12 protein-coding genes and 4 pseudogenes are annotated in these 16140 nt (G+C 72.8%); 8 read left to right on the forward strand and 8 right to left on the reverse strand.

Going from position 1 to position 16140, the window contains the following annotated elements; all coding sequences use genetic code 11:
• Nucleotides 1–336 precede the first annotated feature (336 nt).
• Entirely contained in the window at nt 337–732 is a 396-nt protein-coding gene (locus K4G64_RS32110) for a cell division protein SepF (protein ID WP_030838486.1), read from the reverse strand.
• 193 nt (nt 733–925) lie between these two features.
• On the opposite strand from K4G64_RS32110, the gene K4G64_RS32115 reads away from it, so the two are divergent.
• A complete protein-coding gene (locus K4G64_RS32115; protein WP_221759448.1) occupies nt 926–5020 on the forward strand; it encodes a bifunctional nitrate reductase/sulfite reductase flavoprotein subunit alpha in 4095 nt (1364 codons plus the stop codon).
• 127 nt (nt 5021–5147) lie between these two features.
• Here the strand turns inward: K4G64_RS32115 and K4G64_RS32120 are convergent.
• Nucleotides 5148–5666 (reverse strand): annotated as a pseudogene (locus tag K4G64_RS32120) (YceI family protein).
• Here K4G64_RS32120 and K4G64_RS32125 point away from each other — a divergent pair.
• The 5 genes and pseudogenes from K4G64_RS32125 to K4G64_RS32145 all read left to right on the forward strand — a co-directional run.
• A pseudogene (locus K4G64_RS32125) lies at nt 5599–5829 on the forward strand (MarR family transcriptional regulator); the annotation flags it as partial. The pseudogenes K4G64_RS32120 and K4G64_RS32125 overlap by 68 nt on opposite strands.
• A 256-nt stretch (nt 5830–6085) precedes the next feature.
• Nucleotides 6086–7429 (forward strand): hemolysin family protein, encoded by a 1344-nt coding sequence (locus tag K4G64_RS32130; protein WP_221759449.1) that lies wholly within the window; start codon nt 6086–6088, stop codon nt 7427–7429.
• Nucleotides 7426–8448 (forward strand): hemolysin family protein, encoded by a 1023-nt coding sequence (locus K4G64_RS32135; RefSeq protein WP_221759450.1) that lies wholly within the window; start codon nt 7426–7428, stop codon nt 8446–8448. Before K4G64_RS32130 ends, K4G64_RS32135 begins: the two co-directional genes overlap by 4 nt.
• Nucleotides 8449–9199: 751 nt before the next feature.
• Entirely contained in the window at nt 9200–9430 is a 231-nt protein-coding gene (locus K4G64_RS32140; RefSeq protein WP_221759451.1) for a hypothetical protein, read from the forward strand.
• Between the two features lie 216 nt (nt 9431–9646).
• Nucleotides 9647–9817, forward strand: a complete 171-nt coding sequence (locus tag K4G64_RS32145) for a hypothetical protein (RefSeq protein WP_221759452.1) — start codon at nt 9647–9649, stop codon at nt 9815–9817.
• A gap of 48 nt (nt 9818–9865) precedes the next feature.
• On the opposite strand, the gene K4G64_RS32150 is transcribed toward K4G64_RS32145, so the two are convergent.
• The 4 genes and pseudogenes from K4G64_RS32150 to K4G64_RS32165 form a co-directional block, all read right to left on the reverse strand.
• A complete protein-coding gene (locus K4G64_RS32150) occupies nt 9866–10201 on the reverse strand; it encodes a DUF3140 domain-containing protein (RefSeq protein ID WP_221759453.1) in 336 nt (111 codons plus the stop codon).
• Between the two features lie 6 nt (nt 10202–10207).
• On the reverse strand, nt 10208–10438 hold the full coding sequence (locus K4G64_RS32155) for a DUF2945 domain-containing protein (protein WP_221759454.1): 231 nt from the start codon (nt 10436–10438) through the stop codon (nt 10208–10210).
• Between the two features lie 56 nt (nt 10439–10494).
• Complete coding sequence (locus tag K4G64_RS32160; protein ID WP_308122546.1) at nt 10495–11583, reverse strand: acyltransferase family protein; 1089 nt, start codon at nt 11581–11583, stop codon at nt 10495–10497.
• A 189-nt stretch (nt 11584–11772) separates the two neighbouring features.
• Nucleotides 11773–12360, reverse strand: a pseudogene (locus K4G64_RS32165) (ATP-binding cassette domain-containing protein); the annotation flags it as partial.
• Nucleotides 12361–12534: 174 nt separating this feature from the next.
• Between K4G64_RS32165 and K4G64_RS40685 the strand changes: the two are divergent.
• Nucleotides 12535–12681 (forward strand): annotated as a pseudogene (locus tag K4G64_RS40685) (alpha/beta fold hydrolase); the annotation flags it as partial.
• A 596-nt stretch (nt 12682–13277) separates the two neighbouring features.
• Nucleotides 13278–13430 carry an alpha/beta hydrolase gene (locus K4G64_RS40690; protein ID WP_260461273.1) on the forward strand — a complete coding sequence of 51 codons (153 nt, stop codon included), beginning with the start codon at nt 13278–13280 and terminating at the stop codon, nt 13428–13430.
• Between the two features lie 10 nt (nt 13431–13440).
• Here K4G64_RS40690 and K4G64_RS32175 read toward each other — a convergent pair whose 3' ends face one another.
• Both K4G64_RS32175 and K4G64_RS32180 read right to left on the reverse strand, forming a co-directional pair.
• On the reverse strand, nt 13441–14502 hold the full coding sequence (locus K4G64_RS32175) for an N-acetylmuramoyl-L-alanine amidase (RefSeq protein ID WP_221759457.1): 1062 nt from the start codon (nt 14500–14502) through the stop codon (nt 13441–13443).
• Nucleotides 14503–15031: 529 nt separating this feature from the next.
• Nucleotides 15032–16140, reverse strand: a 1109-nt coding sequence (locus K4G64_RS32180; protein ID WP_260461270.1) for a hypothetical protein, incomplete at its 5' end; no start/stop codon positions are given.

Below are 16140 nucleotides of genomic sequence, written 5' to 3' on the forward strand. Positions count from 1 at the left end.
GCACCGGCATCTCGACATCACCCGGATCACCCCCGACCTGCTGCGCTTCGTCGCCGAACGCGCCCGGGACAAGCACGAGTTGCGCAGGCTGCTGCGGCCCGACAACAAGGACGGGCTGGCGCAGTGGGTCATGTCCGGACGGTAGGGCTCCGGCGCCTGGACGAACCGTTCCGTCTCCGGGGGCTTCCTACGATCGAGCTACGGTGACGACTGCGGTCATGACTGGGGGCACGGCTGCGGTCATGTCCGCGGTCATGCCTACGGTCACGTCTGCGGTCATGTCCGCGGTCATGCCTACGGGTCACGTCTGCGGTGATGCCCACGGCCACGTCCGCGTCACACCCCGGGGAGGCCCGCTCCCTCCATCAACCCGGTCACCTCGGTTCCCGCCGGCGTCAGCAGGAACACGTTGCGGTCCACCCGGTGCATCCCGCTCGCCAGGCCGAAGACGACACCCGTGCTGAAGTCGAGGACGCGCTTGGCGACCTCCGTCTCCGCGCCGGTGAGGTCGAGGAGGACGGGGACGCCCGCCATCAACCGCTCGGCGACGTCGCGGGCGTCGGCGAAGACGTTCACGCGCAGGACGACGAAACGGCGGCGGGTCTCCGTCTCGGCCTCGGGTATGGACCGGTGGCCGACGGCGGACGGCCAGGCGTCCCGGCCCCGCAGCGGTACGACCTGGGCGAGCCCCTCCCACTGTTCGTCGGTGACATCGTGGCTGTTCACCGGCATGCTCCGTCCTGGATCGCACTTGCTGTCTGCATCGGGCAATTCTTGCGCAGAGTCACCCGTTCGGCCCAACAACGACACGCTCCGCGACCTCAATGCATCTCACAACGTCCGGAAGGCGGCTGTGTGACGGGCGTAACGCCCGATGATCGAGCCGTGTGACAGAGGCGTAACGGGCGATTCGTACCGTCAGGGCATGAACTCGACCCCCGGAAGCCGGCCGGACACGCGGCAGGTGCGCACCGTCTGCTCGTACTGCGGGGTCGGCTGCGGTCTCGTGCTCGACGTGGGGGCGGGCCCGGACGGGCGGCGCACGGTGCTGAAGGCGTCCGGTGACAAGACGCATCCGGCGAACGCGGGGCGGCTCTGCACCAAGGGCGCGACCACGGCCGACATGCTGGCCGTGCCCGGGCGGCTGGCCACGGCGCTCGTGCGGGACGACCGGGGCGAGGAGGCGGTCCCGGTGCCCGTGGCCGACGCGATCGCCGAGACGGCGGCGCGGCTGCGGACGATCGTCGACGAGCACGGGCCGGACGCGGTGGCCTTCTACGTCTCCGGGCAGATGGGCCTGGAGGCGCAGTATCTGGCGAACAAGCTGGCCAAGGGGTTCGTGGGGACGAACCTGATCGAGTCGAACTCGCGGCTGTGCATGGCGAGCGCGGGCACCGGCTACAAGCTGTCCCTGGGCGCGGACGGGCCGCCGGGTTCGTACGAGGACTTCGACCGGGCGGACGCCTTTCTCGTCATCGGGTCGAACATGGCCGACTGCCATCCGATTCTCTTCCTGCGGATGATGGAGCGGGTCAAGGCGGGCGCCAAGCTGATCGTCGTCGATCCACGGCGGACCGCGACCGCTGCCAAGGCCGATCTGTTCCTCCAGGTCAGGCCGGGGACCGACCTCGCGCTGCTGAACGGCGTGCTGTGGCTGCTGCACGACGGCGGGCACGTGGACGAGGAGTTCGTCGCCGCGCACACCGAGGGCTGGGAGGCGCTGCCCGGGTTCCTCGCCGACTACGCCCCGGCCGCGGTCGCGGAGACCACGGGGATCGCGGAGGACGATCTGCGGGAGGCCGCCCGGCTGATCGGTGCGGCCGGGCAGCGGTGGATGAGCTGCTGGACCATGGGCCTGAACCAGTCCACGCACGGCACCTGGAACACCAACGCCCTGGTCAACCTGCATCTGGCCACGGGGGCGATCTGCCGTCCGGGCGCCGGGCCGTTCTCCCTGACCGGGCAGCCCAACGCCATGGGCGGGCGCGAGATGGGTTACATGGGGCCGGGGCTGCCGGGGCAGCGGTCGGTGCTCGTCGAGGAGGAGCGGGCGTTCACCGAGGAGGTGTGGGAGCTGCCGCCGGGGACGCTGCGGGCCGACGGGTCCGGGCAGGGCACCGTCGACATGTTCCGGCGGATGGCGGACCGGCAGATCAAGGCCTGCTGGATCATCTGCACCAACCCGGTCGCCTCGGTCGCCAATCGCCGTACGGTCATCGAGGGGCTGGAGGCGGCCGAGTTCGTCGTCACGCAGGACGTGTTCGCCGACACCGAGACGAACGCGTACGCCGACGTCGTCCTGCCCGGCGCGATGTGGACCGAGGCGGAGGGCGTCTTCGTCAACAGCGAGCGCAACCTCACCCTGGCCCGGGCCGCCGCGGACCCGCCCGGGGAGGCGATGGCCGACTGGCGGATCATCGCGGCGGTGGCGCGCGCGATGGGGTACGAGAAGGGGTTCTCGTACGACAGCGCCGAGCAGGTCTTCGAGGAGATCCGGCGGTTCTTCAACCCCAGGACGGGGTGGGATCTGCGCGGGGTCACGTACGAGCGGCTGCGGGAGACGCCCGTGCAGTGGCCGGCGGCGCGGGAGGACGGGCCGGAGCGCAATCCGGTCCGGTACGTGGGGGACGAGGGGCTGCGCTTTCCGACGGATTCCGGGCGGGCCGTGTTCTTCGCGCGGCCTCATCTGCCCGCCGCCGAGATGCCGGACGACGACTATCCGTTCGTGCTCAACACCGGGCGGGTGCAGCACCAGTGGCACACGCTCACCAAGACCGGGAAGGTCGCCAAGCTCACCAAGCTGAATCCGGGGCCGTTCGTGGAGCTGCACCCTCAGGACGCCGCGGCGCTCGGGGTCGCCGACGACGATCTGGTGGAGGTGGCGTCGCGGCGCGGGCGGGCCGTGCTGCCGGCGGTGGTGACCGACCGGGTGCGGCCGGGGGGCTGCTTCGCGCCGTTCCACTGGAACGATCTGTTCGGCGAGTACCTGAGCATCAACGCGGTGACGAGCGACGCGGTGGATCCGCTGTCGTTCCAGCCGGAGTTCAAGGTGTGCGCCGTGTCGCTGTCGAGGGTGGCGTCGCCGACGCCCGCGCCGGAGGCACCGGCCCTGAGCCCCACGGCCGTGGCGCCGGGGGGCGCCGATCCCTTCGGCATCGCACCCTCCCCTCCCCCAGTGCTCTCCGCACAGGAGCGCCGGTACCTCACCGGCTTCCTCGCGGGGCTCGGCTCCGGCGCCCCCGGGGTACCGGTGCTGCCGCCCGACGCGCCCTTCTCGCCCGAGCACGCGCTGTGGGTGAACGGGGTGCTGGCCGGCATGTACTCACGGACCGGGGCGGCCGGGCCGCGGGAGGACCGGCCCGCGGGGCGGGAGATCGTCGTGCTGTGGGCCTCGCAGACCGGGAACGCGGAGGAGTTCGCCATCGCCACCGCCGAGCGGCTGACCTCGACCGGGCACCGTACGACGCTCATCGGCATGGACGAGGCCGACGTCGGGACGCTCGCCCGCACGGCCGACCTGCTGTTCATCACCAGCACCTTCGGGGACGGCGACGCGCCCGACAACGGCTCCGGCTTCTGGGACGCGCTCTGCGGCGAGCGGGCCCCGCGGCTGGACGGGGTGCGGTACGCCGTCCTGGCCTTCGGTGACTCCTCGTACGACGACTTCTGCGGGCACGGGCGGCGGCTGGACGCGCGGCTCGACGAGCTCGGCGGGGTACGGCTGGCGCCGCGCACGGACTGCGAGCCGGACTTCGAGCCGTCCGCCGGGGAGTGGCTCGACCAGGTGCTGTCGGCGCTGGGTGAGCGGTCCGCCGCCCCGGCCGAGGGGTCTGCCGCCCCGGCGGAGACGCCCGCTGCCCCGGCCGAGGAGCCCGCTGCCCCGGCCGAGATGCGCAGGACGAGGTCCAAGCCCGTCACCACCGCCCGGCTGGCCGGCAACCGGCTGCTCAGCGGGGACGGTGCGGGCAAGGAGGTCCGGCGGTTCACCTTCGACACGGCCGGGACGGACCTGGCGTACGAGGCCGGGGACGCGCTCGGGGTGCGGCCGGTCAACGCGCCCTCCCTCGTGGCGGAGTGGCTGGCGGTGACCGGGGTGGACGCCGGGTCGGCCGTGACGGTCGACGGGGTCGGTGAGGTGCCGTTCGGCGAGGCGCTGCACCGGCATCTCGACATCACCCGGATCACCCCCGACCTGCTGCGCTTCGTCGCCGAACGCGCCCGGGACAAGCACGAGTTGCGCAGGCTGCTGCGGCCCGACAACAAGGACGGGCTGGCGCAGTGGAGCTGGGGGCGGCAGGCCGTGGACGTGCTCGCCGAGTACGCGGTGCGGGCGGGCGCCGAGGAGTGGGCCGGGGTGCTGCGCAAGCTCCAGCCGCGGCTGTACTCCATATCGTCCAGTCCGCTGGTCGATCCCCGGCGGGTGGCGCTGACGGTGTCCGTGGTGCGGTACGAGAACCTGCACGGCCGGGCGCGCGGCGGGGTCTGCTCGCCGTACCTCGCGGACGCCGGACCGGACACGGAGGTGCCGGTGTTCGTGCAGCGCTCGCCGCATTTCCGGCCCCCGGCCGACGCGTCGACGCCGATGGTCATGGTCGGCCCGGGCACCGGTGTGGCGCCCTTCGTCGGCTTCCTGGAGGAGCGGCGGGCGCTCGGCCACCGGGCCCCCAACTGGCTGTTCTTCGGGGAGCAGCACCGGGCGACGGACTTCTACTACGAGGACGAGCTGACGGCACTGCTCGACGAGGGCACGCTCACCCGGCTGGACACCGCCTTCTCCCGGGACCAGCGCAACAAGGTGTACGTGCAGGACCGCATGCGCGAGCACGGGCCCGAGCTGTGGCACTGGCTGTGCGACGGGGCCCGCTTCTACGTGTGCGGCGACGCGTCCCGCATGGCGAAGGACGTGGACCGGGCCCTGAGGGACGTCGCGATGACGCACGGCGGGCTGGGCGAGGCGGAGGCCGCCGCGTATGTGAAGCAGCTCGCGGCGGAGAAGCGGTATGTGCGGGACGTGTACTGAGGCCGGGGCCGAAGGGTCGGGGTGCCCCGGGGGGCGCAGGGCCATGCCCCTTACCCGGGTCACACCGGATTCTTCACGTCCGTCCGGGTCCCGCTCAGCGGCGGCCGTTGGCGTCCTTCGGCGTGCGTCAGGCCGTGGCCCGGGTGAAGCGGAGGGTGGCGGTGACCGTGGTGCGGCCGCGGATCATGCCCAGCTGGTTCCGGCCCATGCCGAACTGCTCGCGCTCCACGGTGGAATTCGGTGTCCAGCGTGAGGCCCGCGGCGTCCCGGTCCGTCACGCGCGCGGTCAGGGACAGCGGCCTGCTGATGCCGCGCACCGTCAGCCGGCCGACGACGTGCACCTGGTCCCGTCGCGGAGCTCGGCGCTGCGGGCCGCGAAGGTGATCTCGGGGTGGTGGTCGGCGTCGAAGAAGTGCTCGGACCTGAGGTGGGTGTCGCGCTTGGCGTTCTTGGTGTCCAGGGAGGCGGCGTCGAAGGTCAGGGTGCCGACGGCGGACCCGTAGGGCCGGACCTCGCCGGTGCCGCCGACGGTGCCGAAGGCGCCCTTCACGGTGACCAGGCCCCACATGGTGCGCTGCCGGATCGCCTGCCTGCAGCACGCCGGCCTGGTCACCCGCAGGTCGGTCTGCGGTGACAAGCGGGGCATCGAGGTCGCCCTCACGGACAAGGCCCGCCGCCTGCTCAAGGAGGCCTCGGCCCCACTCGCCGCCACGGTCACCGAGTCCCTCGCGCACTTCATGGGACCGGAGCAGTGCGCGGCGATGCGGGGGCTGGTGCCGGACCTGACGGGGGACGCCCACGCCGAGTGAGCGCGGCAGTTCACTCGCCACCGCCCAGGCGCGCGGCAAGGCCGTCGGCAACATCGCCCGGCTGATGGCCACGGGGGTTCATCTACACGGCCGTAGAATCCGGGAACACCGGCGCGACGACGAGCGTTGTACCGGCAGACACACCACGGCTAAGGAGCACGTTCTTGTCCGCCAGACCGACGGACCCTCCGGGGCACAGTCCCCGACCATCCCGCCACGAGATGAGTGATCGCGGCACCCGGCGGGGTGGTGTTCGATGAGTGCCGGAGAGGCCTTGCTGGGCCTGCTCGCCGTGTTCGTGCTCACCGCCGGTACCGGCTATTTCGTCGCCCAGGAGTTCGCCTACGTCTCCGCCGACCGGCTCACCCTCGCGCGTGAGGCCGAGGCCGGGGACCGCAGGGCGGCCCGTGCCCTGAAGGTGCTGGGGCGGCTGTCGTTCATGCTGTCCGGTGCGCAGCTCGGCATCACCGTCACCGGGCTGGTGGTGGGCTTCATCGCCGAACCGTCGGTGTCAGCGCTGCTCAGGCCCGCCCTGTCGGGGATGGGGCTGCCCGACGCGGCCGTCGGCGGCATCGCCGTCGTGCTCGCCTTCGTGCTGGCCACGTTCGTGCAGATGGTGCTGGGTGAGCTCGCCCCGAAGAACCTCGCGATCGCCGTGCCCGAGCGGCTGGCGAAGGCGCTGGCCCCGTCCACGGTGGCGTATCTGAAGGTCGTCGGGCCCGTCGTACGGATCTTCGACAGTGCGGCCAACCGGCTGCTGCGCAGAGTCGGGATCGAGCCCGTGGAGGAACTGCACCACGGCGCCACCCTGGAGGAGCTCGGCCATCTGATCGGCGAGTCCCACGAGCAGGGTGAACTGCCCGAGGACACCGCCGCGCTGCTGGACCACGCGCTGGAGTTCTCCGAGCGGGCCCTCGACGAGGTGATGGTGCCGCGCGCGGACGCCGTGTTCGTCCGCAAGGACGCCGGTGCCGAGGAGGCGGTCGACCTGATCGCCCGGCACGGCCACTCCAACTACCCGGTGCTCGGCGACCATCCGGACGACATCGTGGGCGTGCTGGGCGTGCGCGAGCTGGTGGCGCTGCCCCCCGAGCGTCTGGCCGACGCGCGGGCGGGTGAGGTGGCCCGGCGGCCGCTGCTGCTGCCGGACACGCTCGCGCTGCCCGACGCGGTGACGCGGATGCGGGAGCAGGACGACGAGTTCGCGGTCGTCCTCGACGAGCACGGCGGCGTGGCGGGCATCGTCACGTACGAGGACATCGCCGAGGAGCTGGTCGGTGACATCGCCGACGAGTCCGACAGGGTCACCGTCCTCGCCGTCCCGGACGGTGACGGCTGGCTGGTCGACGCCCAGCGCCGGGTGGACGAGGTGACCGAGGCAACCGGTCTCCGGCTGCCGGAGGACGGCGACTACGACACCGTGGCCGGCCTGGTCGTGGACCGGCTCGGCCGCTTCCCGACGGTCGGTGACCGGGTCACGGTCGAGCTGCCCGGGGGCGGCCGGGCCGTGATCGAGGTCCGCACGCTGGACCGTCACGTGGCCGACCGGGTCCGGATCAGCCCGCTGGTGGAGGCCGCGGAAGCCGAGGAGATGGCGTGAGTTTCCCGATGGCGGTCTTCGTGACCGTGCTGCTGCTGATCGGCAGTGGCTTCTTCGTGGCGGCCGAGTTCGCTCTGGTCGCCGCCAAACGGCACCGGATGGAGAAGGCGGCGGAGGAGGGGCGGCGCGGCGCCGGGGCGGCACTGGCCGGGATGCGCGAGCTGTCGCTGATGCTGGCCGGCGCCCAGTTGGGCATCACCGTGTGCACGCTGGGTCTGGGCTCGGTGTCCAAGCCGGCGATCTCGCACGAACTCGACCCGCTGCTGCACACGCTGGGCCTGCCCAGCGCCGTGAGCTACGGCGTGGCCTTCGCCGTGGCCATGGTCGTGGTGGTGTTCCTGCACATGGTGGTCGGCGAGATGGCGCCCAAGTCCTGGGCGATCGCCCACCCGGAGCGTTCGGCGATGCTGCTGTCGCCGCCCTTCCGGGCCGTGGTGCGGGCCGTACGTCCGCTGATCCGGCTGCTCAACCGGGTCAGCAACGCCCTGGTACGGCTGTGCCGGGTGGCTCCGCGCGACGAGCTGGCCTCGGTGCACAACCGGGAGCAGCTGACGCACCTGGTGGAGGAGTCGGAGCGGCTGGGTCTGATCAGCGCGACCGATTCGGAGCTGCTGACCCGCTCGCTGACCGAGCCGGAGACTCCGGTCGCCGCGCTGCGGATCCCGGCCTCGGAGATCACCTGGGTCGACGGAGGGGCGGACGTCGAGGCGCTGCTGCGCTTCGCCGCCGAGCACGACCGCACCCGGCTGCTGGTCCGGGAGAACGGCACCGTCCTCGGCTCGGTGCACGCCCGGGACGCCCTGGTGGCCCGGGCCCGGGGCCGTGCCACGACCGCGAGGGACCTCGCCCGGCCGGTGCCCGAGCTGGCCGAGACCGCCACGGTCGCCGACGCGATCGAGGTCCTGCGCCGCCGCCGGTCGTCCCTGGCCGTGGTCCGCGACGACGCCGGCCGCCTCACAGGCCTGGTCACCCTGGACGATCTGCTGGCCCGCCTGATGCAGCCGGCCTCGGCGTCCTGACGGGGGCGGCCGGGCGGAGACGGGGTGGACGGAGAGGGGCAGCCGACGTGGTCGGGGCGCCGCGCCGGCTCCCCGCCGGGAGGCCTGCCCCCGGAAGGCCGCCCGACTGCGCGGTGGCCGGGCTGCTGGGTCGAGACCGGCCGACCGGGTGGGAAACGGTCGACAGGGTCAGGAGCGGCCGACGGAGCGGGAGGCCGTCCGACGAGGCCACCCGAGGGGACGTCCCCGCCTGACCACGCCGTCAGCGCCCGACAAGGTTGAGGTCGCCCGATGAGGACGGGTCGCCGACGGTAGAGAGGCCGCCCAACGAGGACGCCCAGCTCGGCCAGGTCGGAGCCACCCGGCGAGGTTGGGGCTGCCCGGCGGGGCAGGGGACGAACATCCAGGACATCTGCACACCGCGTGCCCGGAAGCCGGGTGGTGGGCGAGTCGCTGTCGGATCACCTTCGCCGTATGGGGACTTGGCGGTGAAGTGCCCGGTTCGGGAAACGGGGCGCAATACTCCCGTGCCCGGTCGGGCGGCGGGCTGTGTGAAGGAATGAGTCTGTCCCGTGACGCCGTGGTCATAGCGGTGAAGGCGGTCGGCGAGCGGAGCCGCGCCTCGCCGGTGAGCGGTTGGATCTCCTCTCCGCGGGGTGCTTTGATCCTGCGCACGGCGGGAGCGGCCGGGGCGGAATCCTCGTCCCCGGATTCCGGCGCTCACCCGCGCTCACCGCCATTGCGAGACATACACGCGAAGGGAAACTCCCCCATGAACCTCACCTCTCGGGTCGACACCGCCGAGCTCTCCGACACCGACCTGGACACCGTGGCCGGTGGCAACGCGGGCGGCGTCGATGTCTCCGCGGGCCTCGTGGGCGGCCTCTCCGCCGGCCTGGTCGGCCCGCTGACCGGAGAGGCCTGCGCCACCGTGCACGCGGTCCTCTCGCCGGAGGGCGCGGCTGCGGGCGGCAACGCCGGCGTGCACACGACGTCGCTCTGACGACGCCTCCGCACACCGAAGGGCCCCGGGACGCGATTCCCGGGGCCCTTTCGTGTGTCCGGGTCACGGACACGGCCACTGCCGCAAACGTGTGGAATTTGCGAAACACGTGATGGAAATCTGGACACCACGGGGGTGGGTAACGCGGTGGGAGGGCGTGACGCAGACTTACTCGGACCCCTCTGATCCCGGCTGCAAATCGATTGGACGACCGCTGTGAGCCCCGACTCGACCCGGACCGAAGAACTGCCGATCTACGAGAGCCTCATACGCGAACGCGGGGACGTCGTGGAGGAGGCCCGTGTGGTGGCCGAGGAGACCCAGCACCGAATGAGCCTGGCGCTGAGCGGCGTCGCCGCGGCCCCGCAGGAGACCGGCGCCCCCTGACCCGGGGACCGTCCGGACCCTTGGTGCGGACGCTCCCCGGCCGGGCCGTCACCCGCCGAGCGGGTCGTGGCCCCAGTTCATCAGGGAGTACCGCCATCGTGAGTCCTGTACGTCCCCGGAGGGCCGCTGGGCCAGGTGGCGGCGGACGTAGCCGACGACCTTGCGCATGTGCCGGTAGTCGTCGTCGGTGAGGTCGCCCTTCTTGGCCCGCAGGATCGCGACGATCCGCCGGCCGGAGGCGTGCCCGGTGGACTCGCCCCCGTCCTGGTGCTGCCCTGCGCTCTGCGAGTCGTCGGACTCCAGCCACTTCTCGAGGTCGGCCGGTGCCATGTTCACCAGCTCACGGAATTCGTTCCAGGTCTCCTCGCGCTCCCCGTCGTCCACGCCGCCTCACTTCTTCTTCTTGAGCGCGGACGGCTTGTGCACCGCGGTCCTGCCGGACTTGTCGCTGCGCACTTCGTACTGGGGGTCGTCCGGCGAGGCGTCGACCGTGCGGCCGGACGTCTCGGTCCGTTCGGTGATCTCCCTCTCCACCTCGCCCTCGGTGCGGCTGCCGTGACTGCTCCAGGTGACCTTGTCGCCCTTCTTCGGCTTTCCGCCCTCGCTGCGGTCTTTCGCCATGCCGGTACTCCCTCGCGGAGAAAGTGTGCTGTGCCTCCAGCGTGTGTGCCGGGCGGTCAGGGCGCAGCTCGACGGGCACCGGCCCGGCGGTCGCGGCTGTCGCCGAAGGCCCACGCCATGCCGGGCTCCGTCACACAGCGGAAGACCCGCCGTACGGACGGTGTGCACAGGACCGTGACGACCAGGGCCGCGACCACGGTGGCGGTGATCGCACCGACGGGTCCGCGGACCCAGGCCGGCTCGTACCAGCCCCAGTACGTCGCGGCCTGTGCGACGAAACCGTGCAGCAGATAGCCGGACAGGGTGCCGGCGCCCAGCGCGGTGAACCAGGTCCGGCGCCCCGGCACCCAGGCGAGGAAGCAGCAGACCAGGACGAGGGAGCAGCCGAAGGCGGCCAGGGTCATCACGGGCCCGTACCAGAGGGGCACACCGAGCTCCGGGGCACTGTCCGCGTGGAAGAACCAGGCGTAGTCCATCCGCGGGACCGCCCAGTACGCCACGGCCAGGGCGCAGCCGGCCACCGGCACCGCGAGGATCCGTACCGTGCGCCGCCGCACCAGCCGGAAGTGCTCCGGCCGCAGCAGCAGACCGAACACGAAGTACGGCAGGAACTGCAGGGTGCGCTGCAGATCGAGGTCGTGGCCAATGGACGGCGCGGTCGTCGCCGCCATGGCGACGACCAGGGCGAGCGGGAGCGGCCACCGCACCAGGCGCCAGAGCGGCGTGGTGAGCCGCCAGACGAACAGCGCCGCGAGGAACCAGGTGAGGTACAGGGGGTCGAGCAGGCTGATCGGGCGGTCGGGGTCCTGGCTGGTCCAGCGGGTGAACAGGGTGTACGCCGTCTCGAACACCACGTACGGGACGACGACGCCGGTGAGCAGGCGCTTGAGGCGGGCCGGGCTGCCGTCGAAGGTGCGGGAGAAGTAGCCGGAGACGATGACGAACGCCGGCATGTGGAAGGCGTAGACGAACATGTAGAGGGCCGTGACGGCCCTGCTGCCCTCGCGCAGTGGCTCCCAGGCGTGCCCCACCGCCACGAGCATGATCGCGAGGTACTTGGCGTTGTCGAAGAACGCGTCCCGCGGCCGCGCCGGGCGGGGCGGCGCGTCCTGCTGCTGCGTCCGGGCCTGCGCCGCCTGCGTCACCCGGGCCGCTGCGGTCCCCGGCCGGACCGTGGTCACCGTGTCACTCACGAGGCCTCCCGGAGCGACTCGGTGCGAGGGTGCCTCTTCTGGCCGGGAGTAGAGAAGTGGGGTGCGCGCAGAACATCGCCCGCACCCTAATCACAGGGCCGTGCTGTCGTTCAACTCGTAACGCAGGTGGCTCGCTTGGGTTCATGCCCGGGTATACGTGCCGGGGCGGGCGATCGTCTCCCGGAGGGCGACGGTGAGCGGGTGCCGGGGCTCGGCCAGGACCCGCGGGGCCGGGCCCTGCTCGACGAGTTCACCGGCGTCGAGTACGGCGATGCGGTGGGCGATCGCCGCCGTGTCCAGGTCATGGGTGATGAGGACGAGGGCGAGGTCGCCGTGGTCGCGGACCTGGGCGGTGAGCAGGTCGAGGAGGCCGCGGCGGGTCACGGTGTCGAGGCCGGAGGTGATCTCGTCGCAGATCAGGACCCGGGGCTGGGCGAGGAGGGCGCGGGCGAGGGCGGCGCGCCGGAGTTCGCCGCCGGAGAGCTCGCCGGGGCGGCGGCGGGCGAGCCCGTCCGGGAGTCCGAGGCGGGCGAGGGTGGTGCGGGCCTTTGCCGTGGCGTTCTCCTGGTCGGTGCCGCGCAGCCGGACGGCGGTGCGGGCGACCTGGGGGAGGACGGGCCGGTGCTCGTCGAAGGCGGCCCTGGAGTCCTGGAACACGTACTGGACGGCGGCGAGTTGGGCCCGGGTGCGACGGCGCAGGCTGCGCGGCAGTGCGGTGCCGTCGAGCAGGTGACCTGCGGTCCGATGGGCGGCCTCTTCGACAGTCCGGGCAGCGACCCGGTGCCGGCCGGCCCCCGGGCGGAGCGGGCGTACCTGAGGTCCCTGCGGTCCATGGCCGACGACTGCGCCCGTCACGCGGGCCGCCTGCCGCCCCATCTGTCGACCGAGCAGACCGCGTACGACATGGACGCGATACGCGCGGCCCTCGGCGAACCGCGGGCGAGCTACCTCGGCGTCTCCTACGGCAGTTACCTGGGCGCCGCCTACACCGCGCTGTTCCCGCACCGCGTCGGCCGGATGGTGCTGGACAGCGTGGTCGGCCCCGGGAACTGGTACGACTTCGACGTGCTCCAGAGCCGGGCACTGCTACGTCAGCGCGACACGTTCTTCGCCTGGGCCGCGGGGCGTCACGGCCTGGGCGGCACGCCCGCCGAGGTGCGTGCGTCGCATCTGCGGGTGCGCGCGGGGCCGGCCGCGCGGCCGGTGGCGGGATTCGGCCCGGCGGTGTTCGACCGGGCGGTGTACCGGGCCCTGGGCCGCACCGAACGCTGGGCGCCTCTCGCGGACGGGCTGCGCGGCCACCTGACCGGCGGCGGCGTCGAAACCCTGCGCCCGGCCGGTGCGTTCGACAGCCCGGAGTCCCGCCACTACGAGGCTGCGAACCGCATCGTCAAGGGCGCCGACGGGCCGCCCCCCGGTCGCCGCGACGTCGTCACGGACCTCCGCCGCACCCGGCACCTCGACCCGCGGCCGGTCCTGACGGGCATGGAGGCGAGCGTCTGCGCCTTCTGGCACCACCGGCCCGCCCACCGCACCCCGCTCGGCAGCCCGCAGGCCCCGCCGGTGCTCCTCGTCGCCTCGGCGCACAACCCCGCACTCCCGTCGAGGGCGCCCGCTCCCTGCAGCGTCTGCTCCCCGGCTCACGTCTGGTCGTCCCCGACGACGACCACTCCCACGGCGTGTTCGCGAGCCGCGGCAACGCGTGCGTGGACGACGCCGTGGCGGCGTATCCGGTCGACGGCGCGGTACCCACCGCGGAGGTGAGGTGCCCGGGCCCGGGCCTGCCGAAGCCGGAGTGAATGCCGGTGCTCAGGTCTCCTTCCACACCAGCACGGTCAGGACGGCGCTCGCGACGGTGACCGGCACGGCGGCCTGGTTCAGCAGCCGTACCCGCATGCTGCGGCCCGACGCGATCCGCTTCGTCACGGGCAGCACCACGAAGGTGCCGCTGCCCGTCCCGACGGTCTCGTGGATCGGGTGGTCCACGCGCGGCTCGTCGCCCTCGTACTCCGTCATGCGCGCCTGGACGACGGCGCCCGCCGGCAGTCCGTCGATGTGCAGGCTGAGGGTTCCGCCGAAGCGGGCCGGGCCGCGGGCGAAGACGCTTCCGCCGGTGGCGTGGGCGCCGGTCTCGTCGGTCCACTCCGCGGTGAACTCGACCGAGTCCCAGGCGCCGGGCGTGAGTTGGTAGGGCGTGGCGACACCGAGGTTGACGTATTGGGGCATGGGGTCCTCTCCTTCCCACCGGCCCGCCGGGAGGGCCAGGGCGTCGGCGACGTCACGGCGGAAGCCGGCCATGTCGAATCCGCGCGGGTCGACTTTCCAGTCGCTCCATTCCAGGTGGCCGATGGCACTCTTGGGGCCCCAGCCGTGGGCGCGGCAGATCGCGGCGGTGGCCTTGACCATCGCGAGGTACTGGGCGGGCGGCCAGGGGTCCTTGCCGTCGCCCTTGTTCTCGCACTCCCAGCCGTAGAACCGGGCGTTGCCGTCGACCGCGCCCGCCGAGCCGTCGTGCTCGTGCGTCGGAGGCGGATACGTGCCGTACGACTCGCCGATGACGGCGTCGAGCACGTCGCCGTCGCCGCCGCCGGCGTGGTTGGCCCGGCCGTTGCCCGTGAGGTGGACGACGCCGTCCTTGGTGATGCAGCCGGTCGCGAGCGGGCCGGGCAGGGCGCTGTGGCCGTTGAAGATCAGCCCGACGACGTTCGTGCCGGGACCGGTGACGGTGTGGTGGATCACCACGCCGTGCACGGGCCCCCAAGGGCCTTTGTGATTGCGGTTGTTGGTGCGCCATCCGGCGACCTCGTGGACGGCGCAGCCCTCGGCCTTCAACGCGGCGACGAGCCGGGCGGCGGTGAGCGGGGTGGCCATGAGTCTGTCCTCCGTTCCGGCCCGTGGGTGCCGGTCTGAAGACGGTCCGATCATCTGGGGAGCGTGCCTGGTCACGACGTGCCCGTTTCGGCGGCGTGCCGGTTCTCGTTGTTCGCTGCCGGGCCCTCACCATTCTCGCGCCGCTCACCCCGCCGCTCACCTCACCGTAAGCAACGACCGTAAATTCGGCGCGATAACGCCGCTGCGGCACCAGGGCGAGCGGGGCGGCGACCGTCCCGCGGGCACCGGTTCCGCGGCACGTCGGAGCAGGCGGACTCGAACACGCGCGGGCCGGGGCGGAGTGGCCGGACGGCGCCGGTGGACCGGCGGACCGGTGCCCTCCGGTCTCGTGGACGGCGTCCGGCCCGGACAGCCACCAGGTTCGAATCCCTCCCGTTCGAACCACCGGCAGCTCAGGGGCGCTCGTGCCGTGCCACGCCCTCCCGGCCAAGGCCGTGCCGCAGGCTCGGCCGGTCCGTAGCGGGGCGGCCGGAATTCGACCACGGCCCCACGGACCGGGGCGAGTGCGTCAGGCCAGCTCCGTGGTGGGTTCGGCTCGGTAGGGGTCCAGGGCGGCGGCGCGTTCGTGGTACGGAATGCGGGAGAGCCGGGACACCATCGTCCACATGGCGCGTTCCGCGGCGAGGGTCCGCGGGAGGGCGAGGCCGAGGGAGGCCGCGAGGGGTTTGCGGCCGGTGTTGACCAGGGCGCGGACGGCGGCGGCCCACTCGTCGGTCGCGGTGACCGCCGACCGATACCACACCGGCACGAGCAGGGCGAGGGCGACGAGGGTGCTCACCAGGGCGAGGCGGTCCGGCCGGTCCCCCGCCACCAGCGCGAGAGCCGCCGTCAGGGCGACGGCGACGTGGCCGGACAGCAGGGCCACGAAGAAGTCGACGCTGGTGCGGGCGAGTTCGCTCTGGCGGCGGATCTGGTCCGGGACGCAGCCGGTGAGCTCGTTCCACAGCAGCTGGGTGTCGAGGCGGTAGCGGTCCCAGCCGTACTCCTCGAAACGGCGGATGGAGTTCCCGAGCCGGGTCGGGGCGATCTGGTCGTCGGCGATCGGGAACCGGGCGAACCGCTCGCGCAGCAGCCCGCGTTGGACGGCGGTGCGACGCCGGTCCCGCGCGGCGGCCCGGGCGAGCCGCGGGTCGGCCAGCAGTCGCGCGAGCTCCGCCGCGTCCCCGGTCCGCAACTGCCCCTGCTCGGCCTCGCGGCGCTCCAGGCGGAGCACGGTCAGCCGGTCCGCGAGGAACGCCCTGTTGCGGCGGCTGCGCCGGCAGCCCGCTTCGAAGGCCCGGGCCGGCCACAGCAGGTACCCCTCCAGGAGCCGGTAGAGCGCGTTCTGGCAGGCGTTGGCGACGAGGCCGAGCAGCAGCGCCCCGGTGAGCAGGGTGAGGCCGGTGCCGAGTCCGCTCGCGCCGCGAAGCCGTTCGAGCGGGCCGAGGTCGCGCAGACTCGGGGCGACGGCGAGCAGGAAGACGGCCAGGTTCAGGGCGGTGGGCAGGATCCAGCCCACGAGCAGCGTCCAGGCGCCGCCCAGTACGCCCTTGGCGATGTCACCCATCGGCCGGGTCGGGCCATTCGTCGTCGTCGGAACCGGTGCTGGGGCCGGGTGGGGTGTGGCCGGGCGGGGTG

This window comes from Streptomyces sp. WAC04114 (genome assembly GCF_019733245.1).
In the GTDB taxonomy this organism is placed as follows: domain Bacteria; phylum Actinomycetota; class Actinomycetes; order Streptomycetales; family Streptomycetaceae; genus Streptomyces; species Streptomyces massasporeus_A.